24 protein-coding genes are annotated in these 21,502 nt (G+C 66.0%); 9 read left to right on the top strand and 15 right to left on the bottom strand.

The annotated features are described in order from the left end of the window. Positions 1-191: 191 nt before the first annotated feature. The 4 genes from secB to N6L26_RS12370 all read left to right on the top strand — a co-directional run bounded on the left by secB (position 192) and on the right by N6L26_RS12370 (position 4,253). Complete coding sequence (gene secB / locus N6L26_RS12385; protein WP_263605859.1) at positions 192-728, top strand: protein-export chaperone SecB; 537 nt, start codon at positions 192-194, stop codon at positions 726-728. Between the two features lie 30 nt (positions 729-758). Further along, positions 759-2,324, top strand: a complete 1,566-nt coding sequence (gene murJ, locus N6L26_RS12380; protein WP_263605858.1) for a murein biosynthesis integral membrane protein MurJ — start codon at positions 759-761, stop codon at positions 2,322-2,324. Between the two features lie 45 nt (positions 2,325-2,369). Further along, a complete protein-coding gene (trpS, locus tag N6L26_RS12375; RefSeq protein WP_263605857.1) occupies positions 2,370-3,383 on the top strand; it encodes a tryptophan--tRNA ligase in 1,014 nt (337 codons plus the stop codon). A gap of 165 nt (positions 3,384-3,548) precedes the next feature. Continuing rightward, positions 3,549-4,253 (top strand): DUF4136 domain-containing protein, encoded by a 705-nt coding sequence (locus N6L26_RS12370; protein WP_263605856.1) that lies wholly within the window; start codon positions 3,549-3,551, stop codon positions 4,251-4,253. Between the two features lie 71 nt (positions 4,254-4,324). Here the strand turns inward: N6L26_RS12370 and dut are convergent, their stop codons facing one another. Then, a complete protein-coding gene (dut, locus tag N6L26_RS12365; protein WP_263605855.1) occupies positions 4,325-4,786 on the bottom strand; it encodes a dUTP diphosphatase in 462 nt (153 codons plus the stop codon). Then, complete coding sequence (locus tag N6L26_RS12360) at positions 4,779-6,542, bottom strand: bifunctional phosphopantothenoylcysteine decarboxylase/phosphopantothenate synthase (protein WP_412071355.1); 1,764 nt, start codon at positions 6,540-6,542, stop codon at positions 4,779-4,781. Before N6L26_RS12360 ends, dut begins: the two co-directional genes overlap by 8 nt. Positions 6,543-6,646: 104 nt before the next feature. Between N6L26_RS12360 and N6L26_RS12355 the strand changes: the two genes are divergently transcribed. Then, positions 6,647-7,117 (top strand): hypothetical protein, encoded by a 471-nt coding sequence (locus N6L26_RS12355; protein WP_263605853.1) that lies wholly within the window; start codon positions 6,647-6,649, stop codon positions 7,115-7,117. Here N6L26_RS12355 and N6L26_RS12350 read toward each other — a convergent pair. From N6L26_RS12350 to N6L26_RS12335, 4 genes are read right to left on the bottom strand one after another with little or no spacing between them, the layout of a single operon-like run. Further along, positions 7,071-8,165 (bottom strand): hypothetical protein, encoded by a 1,095-nt coding sequence (locus N6L26_RS12350; protein WP_263605852.1) that lies wholly within the window; start codon positions 8,163-8,165, stop codon positions 7,071-7,073. The genes N6L26_RS12355 and N6L26_RS12350 overlap by 47 nt on opposite strands. After that, positions 8,162-9,304, bottom strand: coding sequence for a hypothetical protein (locus N6L26_RS12345; RefSeq protein WP_263605851.1), 1,143 nt, complete (start codon positions 9,302-9,304; stop codon positions 8,162-8,164). Before N6L26_RS12345 ends, N6L26_RS12350 begins: the two co-directional genes overlap by 4 nt. Beyond that, positions 9,271-10,833 (bottom strand): 2-polyprenylphenol 6-hydroxylase, encoded by a 1,563-nt coding sequence (gene ubiB, locus N6L26_RS12340; RefSeq protein ID WP_263605850.1) that lies wholly within the window; start codon positions 10,831-10,833, stop codon positions 9,271-9,273. Before ubiB ends, N6L26_RS12345 begins: the two co-directional genes overlap by 34 nt. Position 10,834: 1 nt before the next feature. Next, the gene (locus N6L26_RS12335) at positions 10,835-11,566 is read right to left on the bottom strand and encodes a class I SAM-dependent methyltransferase (RefSeq protein WP_263605849.1); all 732 of its coding nucleotides are present in this window, start codon (positions 11,564-11,566) and stop codon (positions 10,835-10,837) included. Positions 11,567-11,690: 124 nt separating this feature from the next. Between N6L26_RS12335 and mutM the strand changes: the two genes are divergently transcribed. Then, the gene (mutM, locus tag N6L26_RS12330) at positions 11,691-12,506 is read left to right on the top strand and encodes a bifunctional DNA-formamidopyrimidine glycosylase/DNA-(apurinic or apyrimidinic site) lyase (RefSeq protein ID WP_263605848.1); all 816 of its coding nucleotides are present in this window, start codon (positions 11,691-11,693) and stop codon (positions 12,504-12,506) included. A gap of 4 nt (positions 12,507-12,510) precedes the next feature. Here the strand turns inward: mutM and N6L26_RS12325 are convergent, their stop codons facing one another. The 3 genes from N6L26_RS12325 to N6L26_RS12315 all read right to left on the bottom strand — a co-directional run bounded on the left by N6L26_RS12325 (position 12,511) and on the right by N6L26_RS12315 (position 14,137). Next, positions 12,511-13,182, bottom strand: coding sequence for a glutathione S-transferase family protein (locus N6L26_RS12325; protein ID WP_263605847.1), 672 nt, complete (start codon positions 13,180-13,182; stop codon positions 12,511-12,513). Between the two features lie 77 nt (positions 13,183-13,259). Beyond that, positions 13,260-13,679, bottom strand: a complete 420-nt coding sequence (locus tag N6L26_RS12320; protein WP_263605846.1) for a hypothetical protein — start codon at positions 13,677-13,679, stop codon at positions 13,260-13,262. Between the two features lie 86 nt (positions 13,680-13,765). Continuing rightward, positions 13,766-14,137 (bottom strand): hypothetical protein, encoded by a 372-nt coding sequence (locus N6L26_RS12315; RefSeq protein ID WP_263605845.1) that lies wholly within the window; start codon positions 14,135-14,137, stop codon positions 13,766-13,768. A gap of 114 nt (positions 14,138-14,251) precedes the next feature. Between N6L26_RS12315 and N6L26_RS12310 the strand changes: the two genes are divergently transcribed. Further along, positions 14,252-14,644, top strand: coding sequence for a VOC family protein (locus tag N6L26_RS12310; RefSeq protein ID WP_263605844.1), 393 nt, complete (start codon positions 14,252-14,254; stop codon positions 14,642-14,644). A 60-nt stretch (positions 14,645-14,704) separates the two neighbouring features. On the opposite strand, the gene metW is transcribed toward N6L26_RS12310, so the two are convergent. Together metW and metX are read right to left on the bottom strand one after the other, a co-directional pair. After that, positions 14,705-15,289 (bottom strand): methionine biosynthesis protein MetW, encoded by a 585-nt coding sequence (gene metW, locus N6L26_RS12305; protein ID WP_263605843.1) that lies wholly within the window; start codon positions 15,287-15,289, stop codon positions 14,705-14,707. Next, positions 15,286-16,389: a homoserine O-acetyltransferase MetX gene (gene metX, locus N6L26_RS12300; RefSeq protein ID WP_263605842.1), complete on the bottom strand. Its 1,104-nt coding sequence runs from the start codon at positions 16,387-16,389 to the stop codon at positions 15,286-15,288. The genes metW and metX overlap by 4 nt, the downstream gene beginning before the upstream one ends. Positions 16,390-16,483: 94 nt before the next feature. On the opposite strand from metX, the gene hisC reads away from it, so the two are divergent. Beyond that, positions 16,484-17,584, top strand: coding sequence for a histidinol-phosphate transaminase (hisC, locus tag N6L26_RS12295; RefSeq protein ID WP_263605841.1), 1,101 nt, complete (start codon positions 16,484-16,486; stop codon positions 17,582-17,584). After that, the gene (locus N6L26_RS12290) at positions 17,581-18,486 is read left to right on the top strand and encodes a prephenate/arogenate dehydrogenase family protein (protein WP_263605840.1); all 906 of its coding nucleotides are present in this window, start codon (positions 17,581-17,583) and stop codon (positions 18,484-18,486) included. The genes hisC and N6L26_RS12290 overlap by 4 nt, the downstream gene beginning before the upstream one ends. A 54-nt stretch (positions 18,487-18,540) precedes the next feature. Here the strand turns inward: N6L26_RS12290 and N6L26_RS12285 are convergent, their stop codons facing one another. Genes N6L26_RS12285 through ftsE form a run of 4 tightly spaced genes read right to left on the bottom strand, consistent with a single transcriptional unit; the run spans position 18,541 to position 21,408 of the window. Next, positions 18,541-19,218 carry a lysophospholipid acyltransferase family protein gene (locus N6L26_RS12285; protein WP_263605839.1) on the bottom strand — a complete coding sequence of 226 codons (678 nt, stop codon included), beginning with the start codon at positions 19,216-19,218 and terminating at the stop codon, positions 18,541-18,543. A gap of 8 nt (positions 19,219-19,226) precedes the next feature. Beyond that, positions 19,227-19,757, bottom strand: a complete 531-nt coding sequence (locus N6L26_RS12280) for a YdcF family protein (RefSeq protein ID WP_263605838.1) — start codon at positions 19,755-19,757, stop codon at positions 19,227-19,229. Continuing rightward, the gene (locus tag N6L26_RS12275; protein WP_263605837.1) at positions 19,754-20,686 is read right to left on the bottom strand and encodes a cell division protein FtsX; all 933 of its coding nucleotides are present in this window, start codon (positions 20,684-20,686) and stop codon (positions 19,754-19,756) included. Before N6L26_RS12275 ends, N6L26_RS12280 begins: the two co-directional genes overlap by 4 nt. Then, positions 20,683-21,408, bottom strand: a complete 726-nt coding sequence (gene ftsE, locus N6L26_RS12270; RefSeq protein ID WP_263605836.1) for a cell division ATP-binding protein FtsE — start codon at positions 21,406-21,408, stop codon at positions 20,683-20,685. Before ftsE ends, N6L26_RS12275 begins: the two co-directional genes overlap by 4 nt. Between the last annotated feature and the right edge of the window lie 94 nt (positions 21,409-21,502).

Genomic DNA, 21,502 nt, shown 5'->3' with positions numbered 1-21,502 from the left:
CCTGCCCTAGATAGGAAAGAAATACAAACCGACAATGGTCCTGCGATGAACGGGACGCCGCCCGGTGCGCGGTCGCGGGCTGCGGATTGCTACGCGCGCCCGACAGTGCTAGTCGCGCGCACCGACGGTCCGGCACGGCCCCTGGCAGCGCGCGTGATCAACAAAATCGGATAATTGGAAAGCGAATTCTCATGGCCGACGAAGGCGACGTTCTCACCGACCTCAACATGGATCCCGCAGCCGGCGCCAACGGGGCCGACACGCAGCCCAGCGCAGGCGTGATCTCGCAATATATCAAGGACCTTTCGGTCGAGAACCCCAACGCCCCGGCCTGCTTCCAGTGGACCGAGCAGCCGCAGCTCGACGTGCAGGTCAATATCGCCGCCGACAAGATCGCCGACGACGTGCATGAAGTCACACTCAAGGTGACCTGCACCGCCAAGACCAGCCAAGGCAATCTCTACCTCATCGACCTCGATTATTGCGGGTTGATGGGCATGCGCAACCTGCCCGATGAACACGCACACGCCTTCCTGTTCGCCGAAGCGCCGCGTATCCTGTTCCCCTTCGCCCGCCGCGTGATCGCCGATGCCAGCCGCGATGCGGGCTTCCCGCCGCTGATGCTCGATCCAATGGATTTCGGCGCGCTCTACCAGCAACAGCTGGCCGCGCGCGCGCAGGAACAGCAGCAGGGCGAAGGCGCGATCCCCCCCGCCGGCGAGGCGTAAGACGCTGAACCGCGGCAGGGTCTCTGACGCGTGAGCCTGCTCAAGAACGTCGGGACGATCGGCGGGCTGACTGCGGTCAGCCGCGTGTTCGGCTTCGTGCGCGACATTCTCGTCGCGCGCGTGCTGGGCGCAACGCCGATGGGCGATGCCTGGCAGCTGGCGTTCATGCTGCCCAACATCTTTCGCCGACTGTTCGCCGAGGGCGCTTTTGCCAGCGCCTTCGTGCCGCTGTTCAACCGGCGCATGGTCGAGGGCCAGAGCGAAGCACAGCGGTTTGCCGAAAGCGTGCTGTCCATCCTGTTGCCGATCCTGATCGTGTTCGGCGCGATCGCGATGATGGTGATGCCCTGGGTGGTCGCCTATTTCGCGCCCGAGGGGCTCGAACGCGATCCCGAAGCCCTGCCGATCGCGGTGATGATGGCGCAGATCACCTTCCCCTATTTGCTGTTCATGAGTCTCGCGACGCTGGTCGCCGCCGTGCTCAATTCGCTGTCGCGCTTTGCCGCTGCGGCGGCGGCGCCGATCCTGCTCAACCTCTGCCTGATTGCGGCGCTGGTCTATGGCGCCTCGCTCGGCGACAGCGTGTTCGCGCGGCGCGAAAGCGCGTTCTGGCAATCGGTCGCGCTCAGCGCCTCGGGGCTGCTCCAGCTGGTCTGGCTGTCGTTCTGGATGCACCGCGCGGGCTTCCGCATCCGCATGCTCCTGCCGCGCGTATCGCCGGGCGTGAAGGAACTCGGCATCCTGATCGTACCCGCGGTGTTCGGCGCGGGGATCTACCAGATCAGCCGCTTCGTCGACCTGTTCTTCCTCTCGACGCTTCAGGTCGGCAGCTATACCTATCTCGCGATGGCCGACCGCTGGAACCAGCTGCCACTGGGCATCATCGGCATCGCGCTGGGCACCGCGATCCTGCCCGCGCTGTCGCGCTATCTCGCGCGCTCCGAAGATGCCGAGGCGCAGCGCCTGCAATCGAACGCGATCGAGCTGGCGATGCTGCTGACCGTGCCCGCCGCGGTCGCGCTGTTTGTCGCGGGAAGCGCCTTCACCCGCGTGTTCTTCGCTGGCGGCGCGTTCAGTGTGGAAGATGCGATGATTACCGGCACGGTGGTCAGCGGGCTGGTCATCGGGCTGCCTGCCTATGTCCTGGTCAAGGTGCTGACGCCCAATTTCTTCGCCCGCAAGGACACCCGCACCCCGGTCTTCACCGCCGCGGTCTCGCTGGTGATCACGGTGGGGCTCAACATCCTGCTGGTCCCGCGTCTGGGCGTGCTGGCGCTGGCGATAGCCGGATCGATCGGCGCATGGTGCAATGTCGCGCTGCTTTATGCGATCCTTGCGCGGCGCGGCTATTTCCGCCTGCCCGCGCGGATTGCCGGACGCATCGTGCGAATTGCCATCGCCGCGCTGGCGATGGGGGCGGCGCTGTGGTTGCTGATGGACCCGCTCGATCCGTGGTTCGACGGCACGGTGCTGGAACGCACCGGCGGGATCGCCGCGGTGACATTGACGGGCGGCGCGGTCTACGGCATCGCGGCCTTGCTTCTGGGGGTCCTCGACCGGGATACGATCGCCCGGCTGCTGCGCCGCCAGACCTGAACCGGCCCGACCTGAACTTGATTGAGAGAATTCATGCGCCCTGAAATGCGGGTAGTCTCCGGCATCCAGCCCACCGGCAATCTCCACCTCGGGAATTACCTCGGGGCGATCCGCAATTGGGTGCGCATGCAGGACGAGATGAAGGACGGCGAACAATGTCTGTTCTTCCTCGCCGATATGCACGCCATTTCGATGCCGCACAGCCCGGCCGAGCTGCACAAGGCCACGCTCGAAATGGCTGCGGCCGTCGTCGCCTGCGGGATCGACCCGCAACGCAGCGTACTGTTCAACCAGGCGCAGGTGCCCGCGCATGCCGAACTGCAATGGCTGCTCAACGGCACCGCGCGGATGGGCTGGCTCAATCGCATGACGCAGTGGAAGGACAAGGCGGGCAAGAACCGCGAAGGCCAGTCGGTCGCGCTGTTCGGCTATCCCGTGCTTCAGGCCGCCGACGTTCTGCTCTACCAGACCACGCATGTGCCAGTGGGCGAAGACCAGAAACAGCATCTCGAGCTGGCGCGCGACATCGCGCAGAAGTTCAACAACGATTTCGCCAGCGAGGATGCACCGGTTTTTACCCTGCCCGAAGCGATCACCCCGCCGCAGGCTGCACGGATCATGAGCCTGCGCGACGGGTCGAAGAAAATGAGCAAGTCCGACCCCTCCGAGATGAGCCGGATCGAGCTGGCCGACGATGCCGACACGGTGATGAAGAAGGTCAAGAAGGCCAAGACCGACCCCGAACCGCTGCCGAGCGAGGCCAAGGGCCTGGTCGGGCGGCCCGAAGCGCTGAACCTGGTGACGATCTATGCCGCGGTCACCGATAATACGGTCGATGCAGTGCTGGGCGAGTTCGGCGGCGAGGGCTTCGGCAAGTTCAAGCCCGCGCTGGGCGAATTGCTGGTCGAAACGCTGCGCCCGATTTCGACGCGCTTCAACGAGCTGCTCGGCGATCGCGAGGCGCTCGACGCGATCCTCGCACGCGGTGCCAGCCATGCGCGCGAGCTTGGCCGCCCGACGCTCGATGCGGCGTATGCCGCGCTCGGCCTAGTCCGCTGACACGCGCATCGCTGCAACATATGTGAATCCGGATATTCAATCCGGGTTCATCGACGCTGCGCTAAATCCCCGGACATTCGCCGCCATCCCGGCGCGGCAAATTGGCGGGCTGCACGGGCGTGGAAAATCGTGTATTCCCCGCCCGTTACTCGAAAGGTATTGAGTATGACCAACCTGAAACAGGGTTGGGGGCGCAAACTCAAGCTCGCCTCCGTTCCCATGATCCTCGCGGGCCTTGCGGCCTGTGCCACCCCGTTCAAAGCGGATGTTTCGCGCTTCCAGTCGCAGCTGCCCGCCCCGCAGGGCGAAAGCTATGCCGTGGTCGCCGATGACCCGGCGCTCGCCGGCGGGCTCGAGTTCGCGCAATATGCCGATCTCGTCGAAGCGCAGATGACGCGCCTCGGCTATGCGCAGGCGGCTTCGGTCGACGACGCATCGCTGCTGGTGCGGTTCGATTACACGGTCGACAAGGGCCGCGAGCGCGTGCGTTCGACCGGCTTCCGCGATCCGTTCTATTCGCCCTGGTACGGCTACACCGCACGCGGCTATCGCGCGCGTCCGGGCTATTATCGCCCGCGCTATTACGGCAGCCATTGGGGCTATGGCTTCAATGACCCGTGGTTCGGCGGGCCCGAAGTGCGCAGCTACACCGTCTATACCAGCGGCATCGATCTGAAGATCGACCGCGCGGCCACCGGTGAGCGTCTGTTCGAAGGCGAGGCGCAGGCCGTATCGACCTCGAACCGGCTGCAATATCTGGTGCCGAATCTGGTCGAAGCGATGTTCACCGACTTCCCCGGCAATTCGGGTGAGACGGTGCGTATCTCGATCGCTCCGGAAAAGACCACCGTGCGCCGGATCGACGACTGATCACAGCTTCCCGGACGGGATGACACGAAAGAGGGCGGTTCCGGATCGGGCCGCCCTTTTTCATGTGTGGCTCAGACGAGCTTGGCGTGGCCGCCGGTCGAACCGAACCCGCCCGCGCCGCGCGTGGTGGTGTCGAGTTCCTCGACCTCCTCCCACGCAGCCTGCGTCACAGGCGCAAGGACCAATTGTGCGATCCGGTCACCGCGCTGGATCGTAAAGTCGCCGGCGCCGTGGTTGATTAGAATCACCTTGAGCTCGCCGCGATAATCGCTGTCGATCGTGCCCGGCGTATTGGGCACGGTGATGCCGTGTTTGAGCGCGAGGCCCGAACGCGGGCGCACCTGGATTTCGTAGCCCTGCGGGATTGCCACAGCGAGCCCGGTCGCCACCGCATGCCGCTGCGCCGGCGCGAGCACGCAATCTTCGGCCGCGAGCACATCCATCCCCGCCGCGCCGCTGGTGGCATAGGCGGGCAGGGCCAGTCCTTCGCCATGCGGCAAGCGTTTCAGGCGCACACCGACGGGATCAGTCATGGTCGTCATCTACCGGGGCGAGCGCGGCGGCGGCGCGGCGCACCAGTTCGCGCGCGACATCTTCCTTGGGCATTTCGGGCAGGCTTTCGACCCCTCCCGAGGTGACGATGTGGACCTGGTTGAGATCGCCACCCATCACGCTGTTACCTTCGCTGCTCGAGACATTGTTGGCGATGATCCAGTCGGCGCCCTTGCGCTTACGCTTCGACTTGGCGTTTTCGATCACATTCTCGGTCTCGGCGGCGAACCCAATCAGCAAGGCCGGTCGCTTGCGCCCTGCGGCCGTGCCCGCGAGGATATCGGGGTTTTCGGCCAAGATCAGCGCAGGCGGGGCGGAGCCGCGCTTTTTCATCTTTTCGCCCGCGACATGGCGGCTCTTCCAGTCGGCGACCGCGGCGACCATGAAGGCGACATCGACCGGCAAAGCGCGGCGCACTTCTTCGGCCATATCCTCGGCGGTTTCGACATCGACGCGGTCGACACCCACCGGCGTGGGCAAATGCACCGGTCCCGCAATCAGCGTGACCCGCGCCCCCGCGGCAGCAGCCATCGCGGCGATCGAAAAGCCCTGCTTCCCGCTCGATCGGTTGGCGATATAGCGCACCGGATCGATCGGTTCATGCGTCGGCCCGGCGGTGATCAGCACATGCTTGCCGTAAAGCGGGCGGTGCTCGGGATCGGGATCGAAGGCGGCCTGACCGGCGAGCGGCGAATCGTCGAAGGCAATTTCCGCGGTCTGCACATCATTGGCGATCTGCTGCGGCATGGCGCGCGCGTCCTGCGTTGCCGGGTCGAAACCCAGCGCTGCGGGATCGGTCGGCGGGGCGGACGAAGCCTTGCCCTTCTTGGCAAGGATCGGCCCGGCATCGACGCCTTCGGGGATGGGAACGTCGAGCGGGTCCGGCGCGACGGCCATATCGGCTTCGGTTTCCGCTTCAGGTTCGGGCTCGGCCTCGAGATCGGCCTCGATCTCGTCATGGCTGCGCTGCTCGGTCGAGCGCGGGATGATCATGGACAACAGTTCGCCCAGCCCGCCGCCGCCCTGTTCGGCTTCGCCCTCTTCGCCTTCGGCTTCGGTGTCAGCTTCAACCTGATCCTCGACCTCCGCTTCCGCTTCGGGTTCGCGCGCCGCAAGGACATCGGCCACAGGCGCCTGCGCCTCCGGCGCGGCGAGCTGTGCGGCTGCGGGCGGGGCCAGTTCGGGCACTTCGATATCGAGATCGAGTTCCGCGGCGATGCGGCCGAGAATCGCGGGCGGTTCGGGCATCCGCCCGGGGCCGAATTCTCCGCAGGCCATCGGGCCTTCGTCGGGGTCCATGACCGCGACGCCCGCCTGCCGCAGCCAGTCCGCATTGCGCTGGGTCGCGTGGTGCTCCCACATCTTCACATTCATCGCCGGAACAGTCAGCACCGGCTTGTCGGTGGCGAGGATCAGCGTGGTCGCCAGATCGTCCGCAATCCCCGCTGCCATCTTGGCCAGCATATCGGCCGTGGCCGGACATACGACCACCAGATCGGCCTCGCGGCTGAGCTGGATATGGCCCATCTCGACCTCGTCCTTGAGATCGAAGAGCGAGGTATAGACCTTGTTCTCGCTCAGCGCGGCGAGCGCCATCGGGGTGACGAATTGCTGGCCGCCTTCGGTCAGCACGCAGGTCACCTCGCCGCCCGCCTTGCGGATCAGCCGGACAAGCTCGCACGCCTTATAGGCCGCGATGCCCCCGCCAATGACGAGCAGGATCCGCGGACCGCTCATGCGGTGCGCCCTGCGGTTCGAGGCATGCTCGCGCGGGTCGGCGCGGATCGGCGAATGGATACCCATTGTGTCATCGCTGCGCTTGCTAGCGCCCCCCATCGATCATGGCCAGCGGGTTGCGCTGGCGTTTTTCCCATTACGCCTTAACCTTACGAGGTGAAAAAAACGGAAACGGGGAGGTTCCGATGCATGTGATTCTAAGCGCGATATTGCTCGCGCTGGCGATACTCGACCTGGTGCTGGGGACGAGTTTCCTGGTCGACCCGGACAGTGCGGCGGCCGATTTCGGTATTGCGATCGTCACCACGCACGGGGAATCGACGCTGCGCGGGGATATGACGGCGTTCTTTTATGTCACGGCCTTGTCGCTCGCCTGGGGTGCCTGGAAACGGCGCGGCGACGTGATGCTGCCCGCACTCGGTCTGTTCGGCATCGCGTTGACCGGACGCCTTATCAACCTGGTGGCGCAGGGCCCCTATGAGGGCTGGATCGTGCCGGTGGGCGTGGAAGCATTCCACTGCCTGATCGTTATCCTGGCGATGCGGGCGTGGGGCTGGCCGAAGAGGGACGCCTGAGCGCGGCGGCGAGGTCGGCGATAGCGCGTGGCAGGAAGGCGAGGCCGACCCCGTAGGCGGGAATGAACAGCCCCATCCAGTAAAGGTTCTCCTGCCGCGCGAAAATCGCGACGGCGGCGATGAACCCGGCAAACCACAGGCTGGCCAGCGCGCCCAGCCTGCCGCCTGCTGCAAGCCAGCCAAGCAGCGGCAGCACGCCCAGCGACCCCGCGAGCCAGTTGGGAAGGGTCTGCAGCAGGGTTGTGATGTGGATGCCGTAGAGCGGCAGCGCGGGGCCAAGCAGCCCGCGCCAGCCCGAGGAGACCAGATCGCCGGGCTGGCGGATATTCGCCACCGCTGCAGCGTGCAACGCCAGCCCGATTCCCAGCAGGACGAGAACCACGGCGATCGCGCGCGCCTGTCTCCGGTCGCCCGCCACCAGCGCAACGGCACCCCAGGCGAGCAGGTAGGGCAGCGCCAATTCGCGCAGCGCCACCGCACAGGTCGCCAGCACAAGCGCGGCTATCGGAGCATTACGCGCGGACAGCGCCAGCGCGAGCGACAGCATCATCCCGGCCAGGATTTCATGGCTGAAGGGGATCACGGCGATGAAGGCAACCATGCCGAACAGACCGGCAAGGCCCGCCCCCGCCAGCCCTTCGAACCGGCCCCGGTCGCGCAAGGCCACAAACCAAGCGAGGATATTGGCGGCCCACAGGACCACCGCGATGATTCGCCAGCCGTCTTCACCCCAAAGCGCGCTGGTCCATGCCAGCACGGGCGTGCGTATGGTCACGAAGGGGCTGGTGGGCATGGCGAAGCTACGATGCTCGATCGCCGCCGCAGCATAGTAATCCTCGCCAGCGGCGACGCGTGCATTGATCGCGCGGTAAAGGTCCATGTCGACTCGCTCGCCGCGGCCAAGTCGCTTGGCGACATCCGCCTCATGCGCGGTGTTGCGCGTTTCCAGCGCAAAGCTGTTCCACACGCAGGCGAGCAGCGTCGCCAACACCAGCGCGAGGGCCGCCCAGCGTGGCAGGCGCGACAGCGGCCGTGCAGGCAAGGTCATGGCCGCCCCCGCGCGGAGCGCAGCAGTGAGGACAGCGCCATCGGCAGGAAGGCGAGACCGATGAACATGGCGGGCGCGACCACTGCGCCCCAGTAGAAATTGTTCGCCCGCCCGGCGAGCATGAAGGCAAGGCCATAGCCAAGATAGAGCAGCGCCCCCGTGGTGCCTGCGGGCGACTTCCACCCGGCCCAGCCGAGTACCATCAGCACGACCAGCGGGCCGGCGATTGCATGCGGCAGGAAGCGCAGGTTCGAACTCAGCACGATATTGCCCAGCCAGCCCGACAGCCCGCGCAGGACCAGCCAGTCAGGGCTGGCGGGATCGCCCGGGACAACCTGTGGCGCGAGCTGCGCCCAATGCCATGCCATCGCGGCGCAGAAGACCGCGACCAGCGCGCCCCACGCCGCCGCTTCCTTCCAGTCGCGCCGCCACGCCGCCAGCGCGCCCAGCAGCAGGACGAAGGGCAGCGCATGTTCGCGGATCGCCAGCGCCAGCGCCGCGACCGCCAGCGACCAGCCCCAGCGTCCCGGCCGGTGGAGGCCGAAGGCCAGCGCGACCAGCATTCCCCCCCACAGTTCGTGCAGGACGAAGTAATAGCGATTGAGGCCGAGCGACGCGCCCATCAGCATCAGCGCGGCGCCGACCCGGCGCATCCGCAGGCCGCCAGGCTCTTCGCCCAGCCGTCGCCACCATGCCCAGACGGTCGCCGCCATCAGCGCGATTGCCAGCGCGATCATGCCCCCCTCGCCCAGCCATGCGTGCACATAGGCGAGCGTCGGCAGGCGCACGGCGAAGCCGGGCCGCACGGGATAATCGTGCGCGCGCTGTTCTGCGACGATGAAGTCGTAATAGGCCTCGCCGCGCGCGATGCGCTCGATCACCGTATCGTACAAGGCGAGATCGTCGTCGCGCTGCGGTTCGCCGCTTGCTGTGGGCGCATCCTCGACCAGGCCCGGGGCGGGCGTTGCCACCTCTTCGCTATCGACCGCCAGCGGCGTCAGCGCGGCGAGCACCAGCAGGATCGCCACCAGCGCGAGCAACACCCGCGCAGGCCATGCCCCCCAATGGGCGAAGCGGTCCCAGCCGGGCGCCGCAGCACCTGTGCCTAGCCGATCCACCCCTGCGTTATCGCTGCCCATGTAGCGAGCCCCCCTGCCCCTGCTGCAACGGCATAGCCCAGCCAGCCGCGATCATGCTCCTTGCGGCGGCGTCTTTCCCCCATCAATTCGATATCGGGGAGCGGCGGCGGCTCGGGCGCACCGCCCTTGGGTGGGAAGCGGTCCTCGATCCGGCGCACCAGTTCGGGGATCCGCAGGAAGGTCGCCGTATCCTCGCGGATGCGATCGGCGATCGCCGCTTCGGGGCCGAGCTCGTCGCGGATCCAGCTGCGCACATAGGGCGCGCTGACATCCCACATGTTGATCGTGGGATCGAGCTGGGTGGCGATGCCCTCGACCATCACCATGGTCTTTTGCAGCAACAGCAAATGCGGCTGCGTCTGCATGTCGAAATCGCGCGTGATCGCGAACAGCCCGTCGAGCATCTGGCCGACCGACAGCTCGCTCACCGGCTTGCCGCGCATCGGCTCGCCCACCGCGCGCAGCGCAGTCGCGAATTCGTCGACATTGTGATAGCTGGGGACGTATTGCGCCTCGAAATGGATCTCGGCGACGCGTTTATAATTGCCCGTCGTCAGCCCGTAGAGGATTTCCGCCAGCCACATCCGCGCGCGGCGGTCGATCCGCCCCATGATCCCGAAATCGATCGCGGCAATCGTCCCGTCGGCTTTCACGAACAGATTGCCCTGGTGCATGTCCGCGTGGAAGAAACCCGCCGCGATGGCCTGCTTGAGAAACGCCAGCACCAGCCGGTTGGCGAGATCCTTGGTATCATGCCCGGCGGCCTTCAGCGCGGCGACATCGCTGATCTTGATCCCGTCGATCCAGTCGACCGTCAGCACGCGGCCATTGGTGCGGTCCCAGTCGATACCGGGAATGTCGTAGCCCGCGGTGCCGACCATATGCTCGGCCAGTTCGGAAGCGCTGGCCGCCTCGCGCCGCAGGTCGAGTTCGCGATTGGTCCAGCGCTTGAAATTGGCGATGATCAGCCGCGGGCGCAGCCGCGCCGCCTCGCCGCCGAACCGTTCGAGATGCGCGGCGGCCCATTCATAGGTGTCGATGTCGCGCGCGAGACGTTCGCGCACACCGGGGCGCAGCACCTTGACCGCGACCTGCCGGCCATCGTTGGTCACCGCGCGGTGAACCTGCGCGATCGATGCCGCCCCCACGGGCACGGGATCGAAATCGGCCCACAGCGCTTCGAGCGGCTGCTCGAAACTGGCTTCGATGCTCGACTTGATCCCTTCGAAATCGACCGGCGGGAGGTTGTCCTGCAAGGTCAGGAGATTGCGTGCGGCGTCCTCGCCCACGAGGTCGGGCCGCGTGGCCAGCGTCTGGCCCAGCTTGATCGCGGCGGGGCCGATGTCGCGAAAAGCGCCCGCATAATCGGGCTCTTTCGGCTGCACCGTGCCGAAGCGGGCGATCCGCGCGAGGCGCTTGACCTGCGGCGGGGTGTTGGGATCGTTCTCGATCCCGCGCAGCGCCCCGTGGCGCGCCAGCGTGCGGCCCCATTTGAGGAGGCGCAGAATATGCGTCGAGGGGCGTGCCACCCTAGACCTTCCACCCCGAATGGATGTTCACCGCCCCGCCGAGGATCGATTCGACCCTCGTGTTCTCGAAACCCGCATCGCGGATCATCGCCTCGAATTCGGGGGGTCTGGGAAAGCGACGGATCGATTCGGCGAGGTAGCGATAGCTTTCCTCGTCGTTGGCAATCAGCTTGCCGATCTGCGGCATGACCTTATGCGAATAGAGGTCGTAAACTTCCTTGAAGCCGGGCCAGTCGGTCGAGCTGAATTCCATGCAGTAGAAGCGCCCCCCGAACTTCAACACACGGTGCGCTTCGCGCAGGGCCTTGTCGATGAAAGTGACGTTCCGTATGCCGAAGACGATGGTGTAAGCATCGAAAGTGCGGCTGGAAAAGCTCAGTTCCTCGGCATTCTGGCACGACCAGACGAGGCCGTCTATCCCGCGCTCCATCGCGCGTTCGATCCCGACATCGAGCATGTCCTGATTGATGTCGGACACGGTCACGCTGGCACCGTGGCTGGCCATGCGAAAGGCAATGTCGCCCGTACCACCCGCCATATCGAGGATCGCCTCGCCCGGCTGCGGCTTCACGCGCTTGACGAAGCGGTCCTTCCACAGCCGGTGCATGCCCACGCTCATCGCGTCGTTCATCACATCGTATTTGGCGGCAACATTGGAAAAGACCTCGCCCACGCGGCCGGTCTTTTCCGCGGCGTCGATATCTTCGTAGCCGAAGGAAACGGTTTCGCTCATGCGGTGGGCCTTAGGGGGAATTGTGCTGGGCGCAAAGGCCTTGAATTAGCCCGTCATCCCAGCGAAAGCTGGGATCGTCCTCCGACAACGACCCCAGCTTTCGCTGGGGTGACGAGATTTTCAAATGCCCGAGCTCCCAGAAGTCGAAACCACCGTGCGCGGGCTCGCCAAGTTTCTCGAGGGCGAGCGGATCGTCAGCGTGCGAGTCAACCGGCCCGACATGCGCCGCCCCTTTCCCCCCGATCTGGTGCAGGCGCTGACCGGCGCAACGGTGTCGGGGCTGTCGCGGCGCGCGAAATACGGCATTCTCCACACCGACCGCGACCATGCGATGGTGTTTCACCTCGGCATGAGCGGGCGCTGGCGGATCGATCCCGAGGACGAAGACAAGCACGACCATCTGGTGCTGGCGACCGAGGACCATGTCTTCGCGCTCAACGATCCGCGCCGGTTCGGCTCGGTCGATTTGTTGCTCGCACCCGAACTCGATCTATGGCCCGCCTTTGCCGCGCTTGGCCCCGAACCGCTGGGCAATACGCTCACGGCGGAGCATTTGCGCGAGGCGACGCGCGGACGCAAACAGGCGATCAAGCTGCTGCTGCTCGACCAGCGGATCGTTGCGGGGCTCGGCAATATCTATGTCTGCGAAGCGCTGTGGCAGGCGGGGATCCATCCGCGCAAGGCGGGCGGCAAAGTCACCATGCCGCAGCTCAGGCGGCTCGTCCCCGCGATCAAGGATGTGCTCACGCGCTCGATCGAGGATGGCGGTTCGACGCTGCGCGATTTCGCGCAACCGGACGGCAATCTCGGCTATTTCGCCACCCGCTTCCACGTCTACGGGCGCGAGGGCGAAGCCTGCCACCGCGAGGATGGCGGCGTGATTAGGCGGATCGTGCAGGGCGGGCGGAGCACCTGGTTCTGCCCCGTGTGCCAGAAGTAGCGGCCTAGGCGTCGACCAGCGCGTAATGCGGTGGCGGCGGCAAGCCTTCCATCTTCTCGCTCAGCAGCGGGCGGAAGCTGGGACGGCTCTTCATCACCGAGTACCAGTGCCGCGTCTGGTCGTGGCCCTTCCAGTCAATCCCGCCGAGATAGTCGGCGACCGACAGCTGCGACGCGCAGGCGAGGTCCGCCAGGCTGAGCGTTGCGCCGCCGAGCCATTGGCGGTTGTCGACCAGCCAGTCGATGTAATCGAGATGCGCATGCGCATTCTTCATGGTCTCGCGCAGCATGCGCGAATCGGGCGGCTGGCGCAGGACGAGCCGCTTCTTCATCCGTTCGTGCAGCAACGGCCCGGTGACATCGGCGTAAAGATTCTCGTCGAACAGCGCGACCAGGCGGCGGATTTCCGCGCGTTGCAGGGCCGAGCCATTGACCATGGGGCTACGCTCGACCGTCTCTTCGAGGAATTCGCAGATCGCCTGGCTGTCAGCCAGGCTGACCCCGCGCGCCGGATCATGCAGGACCGGCGTGCGTCCGGCGGGGTTGAGGTGCCAGAACTCGTCGCGCCCCTCCCACGGGTATTCGCGCACCAGTTCGTAGGCGATGTTCTTCTCGCCCATCAGCAGGCGCAGTTTGCGGCTGAACGGGCATAGGGGGAATTGGTAGAGCTGCCACATGGATTCGGTCGCCTTGCCACAAGCCGCGGGGGCGCGTCCACTGGCGTGCTGGGGGCTCTGGGTGATTTTGACGTCGATCAGTTGCGCGGCGGGATCGCGTCGCGCATCCGCACCGCCATGTCGCGCAGCAACGGCGTCATCGCGGCGAGGCCTTCGGCCATGGTCCCAACCGCCTGCATGGCGCGCGGGACATTGCGGGCAATCTCGTCGCCCGCCCGGTCCGCCTGCGGCACGGCGCGGCGCAGGGTCAGGTCGGGGTCGATGTCACGGGCCTTCTCGCCCGCCATTTCGGCAGCGGCCTGCGCCAGCGGGGCAATCGGCATGTCGAGCAAGACTTCGGTCATCGCCTGCAGCATCAGCGCCATGTCGCGCTGGTAGGCGGGATCGCGCATCTGCTCGCCCAGATCGGCCAGCGGTGCATCAGGTGCATCCTGCGCCAGCGCGGGCACTGGCAGAGTGCAGGCCGCAAGCGCGGCGGGCAGGACGAAGTTACGCATGGGTGGCCCAAGAAGCGATCGGTGAAGCGATCAAGGAATGGCCGCCAAGCTGGCGCATCCGCAGTGACCCTTTGCTGAACGCGGCGTCAGAGACCTGCGGCGTCGAGCATCAGCAGGCAGGCTGGCATCACCTCGTCGACCCGCTCGGGGCTCTCTTTCAGTGCTGCGTGTTCGCGCATCACCAGCCCCATGATGGTCTCGCGGCTGGCCCCGAGTTCGTCCATCAACTGCGCGGTGGTGCGGACGAAGAACTCCTGTCCGCGCTCGGCCATGACGGGATACGCCGCCGCCGCTTCCTCGCCGCTGTTTTGCGCGCGGTGGACCAGCCCGAAAGCCACCGAACAGCGCAGCGAACTGGACTGTTCGAGCGTCAAATCGGGAAGGTCGGTGGCAGCAGTCGGCGCACCGCTCGCAGCTTGTAGAAAGGACAGGGCGAGCGGGGCAAGGAACAGGTGCATGCCATGCTTCTATACCCGCCGCGCTGAACCGCAAGCGGCGAGATGCGATCGTCGCTTGTCACAATGCCATCCGCGATTAAGGTGGCGAATCGAAACCCACAGGAGAGACATACGATGTTCAACCACATCATGATCGGCACGAACGATATCGACAAATCGAAGGCCTTTTACGAACAGGTTCTCAAGGTCGTCGGCGTCGAAGGCGCGATGGACAACACGCTCGACAGCGGGATCAAGCGCGTGTTCTTCATGCATGACGGCGACGTTCTGGCGCTGTCGCAGCCGATCGACGGCGAAATCGCCACCTGCGCCAATGGCATGACCATCGGCTTCAAATGCGATTCTCCCGAACAGGTCAAGGAACTGCATGATGCGGCGATCGCCGCAGGCGGCACCAGCATCGAAGACCCGCCGGGCCTGCGCGAAAGCGCGATGGGTGCGCTGCACCTGTGCTATTTCCGCGATCTTGATGGACACAAGATCTGCGGCCTGCATCGTTCGGCATAACATGCAGCGCGGCGGCGGAGCACCGAGCGTGCCCGCCCGCCGCGCATGGCTGAAGCCCGTCTAGCGCGACAGCTCGAACACGGCGAATTCAGCGCGGGCATTGGCGCCGATGCGCGCGATCGGGCGCTGGTGGGAAAAATAGCAGTCGCGCTCGATCGTCGCGGATTTTTCGCGCGCGAGGTCGCGGAAATCCGCGATCGTGACGTGGTGGATATTCTGCGTTTCGTACCAGCTCACCGGGATGCTGCGCGTTACTGGCATGCGCCCTCCGACCAGCAAAGCGGCGCGGGTGCGCCAATGCGCGAAATTGGGGAAGCTGACAAAGGCACGCGTACCGACGCGAAGCAGTTCGTCGAGCATGCGGTCGGGCCGCACCGCGGTCTGCAGCGTCTGGCTGAGCACGGCATAATCAAAGCCCTTGTCGGGGTAATCGTGCAGATCGCGATCGGCATCGCCCTGCACCACCGACAGGCCCTGCGATACGCAGCGTTCGACGCTGGCACCGTCGATCTCGATCCCGCGCACATCGCACCCCAGATCGCGCAAAGCGAGCATCAGCGACCCGTCGCCGCAGCCGATATCGAGCACGCGGCTCCCCGGCGTGATATGCGCTGCGATCACGGCAAGATCGGGCCGCAGGCTCATCCGAGGAACCCCTGCACGACCCGGTCGAGCGCAGGCACATCGAGCAGGAAGCTGTCATGGCCATGCGGGGCCGACAGTTCGACAAAGCTCACTGCGGCCCCCGCGGCATTGAGCGCGTGAACGACATGGCGGCTCTCGCTCGTCGGATAGAGCCAGTCGCTGTCGAAACTGACGAGACAGAAGCGCGCGGTGGTCCCCGCAAAGGCATCGGCCAGTCGTCCGCCATGCTCTTCCGCAAGGTCGAAATAATCCATCGCGCGGGTGATGTAGAGATAGCTGTTGGCGTCGAACCGCCGGGTGAAACCGCTGCCCTGATAGCGCAGATAGCTTTCGACCTGGAAATCGGCATCGAAGCCGAAGCTCTTGGCGCCTTTGGTCCCGTCGGGCCGATCCTGCAGATTGCGCCCGAACTTCGCAGTCAACGCCTCTTCGGACAGATAGGTGATATGCGCCGCCATCCGCGCCACCGCGAGGCCGCTGTCGGGCGCTTTGCCGCCGTAATAGTCGCCATCCTGCCAGCGCGGATCGGCCATGATCGCTTGCCGCCCCAATTCATGGAAACCGATGTTCTGCGCCGAATGGCGGCTGGTCGAGGCGATGACGAGCACGCGCTCGGTGCGTTCGGGCCAGTTCGCCGCGAGGCTCAGCGCCTGCATCCCGCCCATCGAACCACCGACCACCGCGTGCAGCCGGTCGATGCCCAGCACGTCGAGCAATGCGACATGCGCGCGCACCATGTCGCGGATGGTGATAACCGGGAAGCGCATCGCATAGGCGCTGCCGTCGCTGGCCTCGCTTGCGGGGCCGGTCGAGCCCATGCAGCTGCCGATCACATTGGGGCAGATGACATGGAAGCGGTCGGTGTCGATCGGCTTGCCGGGGCCGACCATGCGTTCCCACCACCCGGGCTTGCCGGTCAGCGGATGTACGCTGGCGACATGCTGGTCGCCGGTGAGTGCATGGCACAGCAGGATCGCATTCGAGCCGTCATCGGCGAGCGTGCCATAGGTCTCATACGCCACCTCGACACGCGCCAGTTCGCCGCCGCCATCAAGCGGCAGCGGGTCGGGCAAGAGCAGCGATTGGGGTTGCGCGTTCAAATCGGACCTTGGGATGAAACAATCAAACGCTGTCTCTATCGGCAAGCCTCCGGCTTGTCGAAGGGCCGTATTTCTTTCATGCGGCGAAGCTGAAATGGCAGACACACCCATCATGAAGCCCTGGATCGAAGGCATCCATGCCTATGTCCCGGGCAAATCGACCAGTGCCGACGGGCGCAAGCTGGTCAAACTGTCGGCAAACGAGAACCCGCTGGGCTGCAGCGCCGACGCGCTGGCGGCGCTGGCTGCCGACCATGCCCCCGCGGTCTATCCCGATCCCGATGCCACCGCATTGCGCGCGGCGCTAGGCAAGCAGCATGGCATCGACCCTGCGAGGATCGTCTGCGGCACGGGTTCGGACGAATTGCTCAATCTTGCCGCGCAGGGCTTTGCCGGTCCGGGAGACGAGGTCTTGTTCAGCCGCTACAGCTTCGCGGTCTACGATATCGCCGCGCGGCGCTGCGGCGCGACCCCGGTGGAAGCCCCCGACGCCGATTACGGCACCGATGTCGATGCGCTGCTGGCCGCGGTGACCGAGCGTACCGGGGTGGTGTTCCTCGCCAATCCGAACAATCCCACCGGCACCTGCCTGCCTCGCGAAGAGGTCGAGCGGCTCCATGCTGGCTTGCCGGGCGATGTGCTGCTGGTGGTCGATCAGGCCTATGCCGAATATCTCGAACCCGACGAGCACGACGGCGGGCTGGATCTTGCCGCGCACCACGCCAATGTGCTGGTCACGCGAACCTTCTCCAAGATTTACGGGCTGGCGGGCGAGCGGATCGGCTGGGCCACCGGCGCGCCGGGGCTGGTCGATGTGCTCAACCGCATTCGCGGGCCGTTCAACGTGACTGCCAGCGGCCAGCGCGCCGCGCTTGCCGCGCTTAGCGACACGAACTTCCTCGCGCGCTCGCGCGAAGCCAATCGCGAAGAGCGCAAGCGGTTCGTCCATGCCATCGAGGCACTGGGCAATCACGGTTTGCGGGCGGTGCCGAGCAAGGCCAATTTCGTGCTCGTGCTGTTCGAAGGCGACCTGGAGGCGGAAGCCGCGCTGCAGGCGATCGCCGAGGCAGGCTATGCGGTGCGGCACCTGCCCGGACAGGGCCTTCCGCAAGCGCTGCGCATCACCATCGGCACCGCGCGCCAGATGGATGACATCACCCGCGTATTGCGCACGCTGTGCGGTGCGGGCGGATGACGATTTCGCGCGTCGCGATCATCGGGCTCGGTCTGATCGGCGGTTCGATCGGGCTGGCGGTGCGCGCAATGCTGCCCGGTGTGGCGACCGTCGGCTGGGATGCCGATGCCGATGTGCGCAAACGCGCCGCCGAACGCGGGCTTGCGGGCACGGTCTGCGACAGCGTGGCCGATGCGGTGCACGACGCCGAGCTGGTGATCCTGTGCGTGCCCGTCGGCGCGATGGGCTATGCCGCCGAAGCGATCGCGCCGCATCTGCAGCCCGGCACCATCGTCAGCGATGTCGGCTCCTCCAAGCGCCGCGTCGGCGAGGCGCTCGCCAAGACGCTGCCCGAGGCGGTCGTCATCCCCGCGCACCCGGTGGCGGGGACCGAGAACAGCGGACCCGATGCCGGTTTCCCCGAACTTTTCCGCCATCGCTGGTGCATCATCACGCCGGACGAGACGGCCCCGCCCGCAGCTGTCGATGCGCTCACGCAGTTCTGGGAAGGGCTGGGCGCCAAAGTCGAGATCATGGACCCGGCGCATCACGACCTCGTGCTCGCGGTGACCAGCCATATCCCGCACCTGATCGCCTATACCATCGTCGGCACCGCCTCCGACCTCGAGGATGTGACCCGCGGTGAAGTGATCAAATATTCGGCCGGTGGCTTCCGCGATTTCACCCGCATCGCCGCGAGCAATCCGACGATGTGGCGCGACGTGTTCCTGTCCAACCGCGATGCCGTGCTCGAGGTGCTCGGACGGTTCACCGAAGACCTCAGCCTGCTCCAGCGCGCGATCCGCGATGGCGATGGCGACACGTTGTTCGACCTGTTCGAACGCACCCGCGCGATCCGCCGCTCGATCATCGAAGAAGGCCAGGACGACGCGCGCGCCGACTTCGGGCGGACCGACCACTAAGTGGCATTGAGGTGAGATGAGGAGAGGAACCGGCCCGGCGTATCGGGCGAGGCATCAGTTAAGCGCGTTGATCGCCTCGCGCACGCGCTCCTCGACTTCAGCACGCGGAAGGCCCGGCGGTATCGGCTCGCCGAAGCGGTAGGTGATCCGCCCCGAGCGCTTGAGCCGCCGGTGATAGATCGGCCCGCTGTTCACTGCGACGGGCACGACCGGCAGGCCGAGCATCTTGTACAGTCCCGCGAACCCCGATTGCAGCGGCCTGCTTTCACCATGCGGCACACGCGTGCCTTCGGGAAAGATCACCAGCGGGCGGCCATCCGCGATCAATGCCTTGGCATGGCGGATCATCTTCATCAGCGCCTTGGCACCCGCCTCGCGCTCGACCGGGACGAGGCCAAAGGCGGCGGCGGCGCGGCCCCATAACGGGATCTTGAACAGCTCCTGCTTGGCGAAGACGCTCGGGCAATTGAACAGCGCCGGCGCATCGATCGCCTCGAAGAAACTCTCGTGCTTGATGGCATAGAGCACCGGCTCGTCGAACGGCGCACCCTCATGCACGATTTCGCAGCCGAGCATGTGCCTGACGCACCAGCGTTGCCATTGCGACCAATTGCGCACCCGCGCACGGAACGCGCTCACGCTGAAGGGCAGCGAGACCAGCGACGCCGTCGTGATCAGCAGCGAGCCGCTATAGAAGGCGAGGTAGAAGGCGAGGTTGCGGAGAAAGAGCATGGGGTGCGTCAGCGCGGCAGTCCCTGCGACATCGCCGCCGCCAGCAGCTTGTTATATTCGAGATAAAGCGTAGCGAGCTGCGGGTGCGAGACCACCGCGTCCTTGACCACGCGCATATCGGGGGGCAGCGTTTCACTGAATTCGGCGGCCGAGCGCGCCATGTGCCAGTCGGTCGTCACCAGCCTCACCGAGGTGAATTCGTTTTCCTTGAGCCATTGCGCCGCTTCGCCGGCATTGCTGCGCGTATCGACCGCGAGATAGCCGAGCTTGACGCAGCATTGCATCGTCCGCCGCGAGACATCGAATTCGGCGGCGAATTCGGCGGGCGTCACATCGGGATCGACGCCCGAGACGAACATTTCGCGCGCCAGATCCTGCTCGACCACCGACAGGCCGCGCGCGATCCGGCCCGGCCCGCCGGTCAGCACGATCACCGCATCGGTCTTCTCGTCCGCCGCCGGCTGGGGCAGCGACACGGCAAAACCGAGAAAACCGAACGCATAGACCAGCATGACGGCAGCGAAGAGGCGAAGGATCACAGCATTTTCCTGAGCGACGCGAGCACGGTGAACCGCGCCGTATAGACCGCTAGAACAACCGCCCCCACAGGGACAAGGGCCAAGACCAGCCAATCGCTGGTTTCAAGCCCGCCGCCCGTCACGAGGCCCGAATCGAGCGCCGCGAATTGCGCCCCCATCACCCACACCGCAACCATCCCGATGACGAGGCCGAGCACGCCCCCGCCCAGCGCATCGACGAGGATCGAGCGCTGGAAGATTCGCGCGATCTGGTCGTCATTGCCGCCCAGCAGGTGAACGATCTCGATCGTGTCGCGATTGCTGCCCAGCGCATTGCGCGCCGCCAGCCATACCGCCGCCGCGCCGGTGAAGGCGAGCAGGCCGATCAGCCCCAGCGCCATCCAGCCAAGCGCCGACAGCGCGGCGAGCACGGGGGCCAGCCATTGCGCCTGCGCATCGATCCGCGCCGCGGGGACGCGGTCGGCGAGCAGGCTGCGCAGCCGGTCGAGCGTGGCCGCATCCGCGCCATCGCGCAGCCGCAGGTCGATCAGCGCGGGGATCGGTACGGTATCTTCGGGCGTGTCGGTGCCCAGCCATGGCGCGAGCAAGGCCTCGACCGATTCCTGCGGCACCACCGCGAGCCCCGCGACCGAGGGGTCCTGCACCAGGATGGTCGCCGCACCCTCCGCCTGCTGCGCGCGCGATTGCGGATCCGCCTCGACAATCTGCACCGTCGCGCTGCCGGACAATTCACCGCGTGCGCGATCAGCCAGATTGTCGAGCGCCAGCCCGCCCCCTGCCGCCAGCACTGTCAGCGCGACCATGATTGCGATCACCCACGGCATCGGCCCGCCCAGCCGCGCCTGCGGCAGCAAATGCGCCGCGCGGCGTCCCTGGAAGGGCGAGCGGCCACGCTCGACCATGCGCGGCGGGACCGGGGGCCTTTTCATTCACCCGCCCCCACCCGCCGTGGCGGATAGCGCAGCGCGCCGGTGGGGTCGGACAACAGCCCCTTGTCGAGCCGCATGATCAGCGAATCGGGCACCTTGCGCAGCAGGTGGACGTCATGCGTCGCCACCACCACTGTGGTGCCCAGCCGGTTGAGCGCTTCGAACAGGCGAATCAGCTTGAGCGCCATTTCCGGATCGACATTGCCCGTCGGTTCGTCCGCCACCAGCATATCGGGGCGGCCGATCACCGCGCGCGCGATGGCGACGCGTTGCTGTTCGCCGCCCGACAGCGTTGCCGGGCGCGCATCGGCGCGGTGGGCCAGCCCGACCCAGTCGAGCATGTCGGACACCGGCCCCTGCAAATCGACTTCGCGTACGCCCGAGACACGCAGGGGCAGCGCGACATTGTCGAAGGCCGACAAATGATCGACCAACCGGAAATCCTGAAACACCACCCCCATCCGCCGGCGATAGGCGGGTAGCCGCTCGCGCGGGAGAGTGATGACATCGGTCCCGAACATGCTGATCGCCCCGCGCGACGGGCGTTGCGCGAGATAAAGCAGGCGCAGCAGCGAGGTCTTGCCCGCCCCGCTGGCGCCAGTGAGGAAATAGAACCGGCCGGGGAACAATGCGAAGGACACGTTCGACAGGATCTCGCGATCGGTGCCGTAGCGCAGCCCGACATTGTCGAACCGGACGACCTCGTCCTCGGGTGCGCTCATCGCCTGGCCCGGTCATTCAAGAGGAAAGTTGCACCCGTCATTGTAGGAAACTGCCTATAACCGCGCTTGCATGTGGAAAAAAGCCGCTCTCGGG

The sequence above is a fragment of the Qipengyuania sp. SS22 genome, assembly GCF_025736935.1.
Classification (GTDB): Bacteria; Pseudomonadota; Alphaproteobacteria; order Sphingomonadales; family Sphingomonadaceae; genus Qipengyuania.
Note: the sequence above shows the minus strand (reverse complement) of the source record. Positions and strands in the feature narration are given on the sequence as shown.

What these genes read in the sequence shown, in the direction of transcription:
- N6L26_RS12275 (WP_263605837.1), bottom strand. Translation starts at nt 20,686, where the DNA reads ATGAAAAGGCCCCCGGTCCCGCCGCGCATGGTCGAGCGTGGCCGCTCG.
- N6L26_RS12335 (WP_263605849.1), bottom strand. Translation starts at nt 11,566, where the DNA reads ATGAGCGAAACCGTTTCCTTCGGCTACGAAGATATCGACGCCGCGGAA.
- metW (WP_263605843.1), bottom strand. Translation starts at nt 15,289, where the DNA reads ATGAGCCTGCGGCCCGATCTTGCCGTGATCGCAGCGCATATCACGCCG.
- N6L26_RS12345 (WP_263605851.1), bottom strand. Translation starts at nt 9,304, where the DNA reads ATGGGCAGCGATAACGCAGGGGTGGATCGGCTAGGCACAGGTGCTGCG.
- N6L26_RS12360 (WP_412071355.1), bottom strand. Translation starts at nt 6,542, where the DNA reads ATGAGCGGTCCGCGGATCCTGCTCGTCATTGGCGGGGGCATCGCGGCC.
- trpS (WP_263605857.1), top strand. Translation starts at nt 2,370, where the DNA reads ATGCGGGTAGTCTCCGGCATCCAGCCCACCGGCAATCTCCACCTCGGG.
- secB (WP_263605859.1), top strand. Translation starts at nt 192, where the DNA reads ATGGCCGACGAAGGCGACGTTCTCACCGACCTCAACATGGATCCCGCA.
- dut (WP_263605855.1), bottom strand. Translation starts at nt 4,786, where the DNA reads ATGACTGATCCCGTCGGTGTGCGCCTGAAACGCTTGCCGCATGGCGAA.
- N6L26_RS12355 (WP_263605853.1), top strand. Translation starts at nt 6,647, where the DNA reads ATGGCCAGCGGGTTGCGCTGGCGTTTTTCCCATTACGCCTTAACCTTA.
- N6L26_RS12310 (WP_263605844.1), top strand. Translation starts at nt 14,252, where the DNA reads ATGTTCAACCACATCATGATCGGCACGAACGATATCGACAAATCGAAG.
- N6L26_RS12315 (WP_263605845.1), bottom strand. Translation starts at nt 14,137, where the DNA reads ATGCACCTGTTCCTTGCCCCGCTCGCCCTGTCCTTTCTACAAGCTGCG.
- N6L26_RS12350 (WP_263605852.1), bottom strand. Translation starts at nt 8,165, where the DNA reads ATGACCTTGCCTGCACGGCCGCTGTCGCGCCTGCCACGCTGGGCGGCC.
- ftsE (WP_263605836.1), bottom strand. Translation starts at nt 21,408, where the DNA reads ATGAGCGCACCCGAGGACGAGGTCGTCCGGTTCGACAATGTCGGGCTG.
- hisC (WP_263605841.1), top strand. Translation starts at nt 16,484, where the DNA reads ATGGCAGACACACCCATCATGAAGCCCTGGATCGAAGGCATCCATGCC.
- N6L26_RS12320 (WP_263605846.1), bottom strand. Translation starts at nt 13,679, where the DNA reads ATGCGTAACTTCGTCCTGCCCGCCGCGCTTGCGGCCTGCACTCTGCCA.
- N6L26_RS12290 (WP_263605840.1), top strand. Translation starts at nt 17,581, where the DNA reads ATGACGATTTCGCGCGTCGCGATCATCGGGCTCGGTCTGATCGGCGGT.
- mutM (WP_263605848.1), top strand. Translation starts at nt 11,691, where the DNA reads ATGCCCGAGCTCCCAGAAGTCGAAACCACCGTGCGCGGGCTCGCCAAG.
- N6L26_RS12285 (WP_263605839.1), bottom strand. Translation starts at nt 19,218, where the DNA reads ATGCTCTTTCTCCGCAACCTCGCCTTCTACCTCGCCTTCTATAGCGGC.
- N6L26_RS12370 (WP_263605856.1), top strand. Translation starts at nt 3,549, where the DNA reads ATGACCAACCTGAAACAGGGTTGGGGGCGCAAACTCAAGCTCGCCTCC.
- N6L26_RS12325 (WP_263605847.1), bottom strand. Translation starts at nt 13,182, where the DNA reads ATGTGGCAGCTCTACCAATTCCCCCTATGCCCGTTCAGCCGCAAACTG.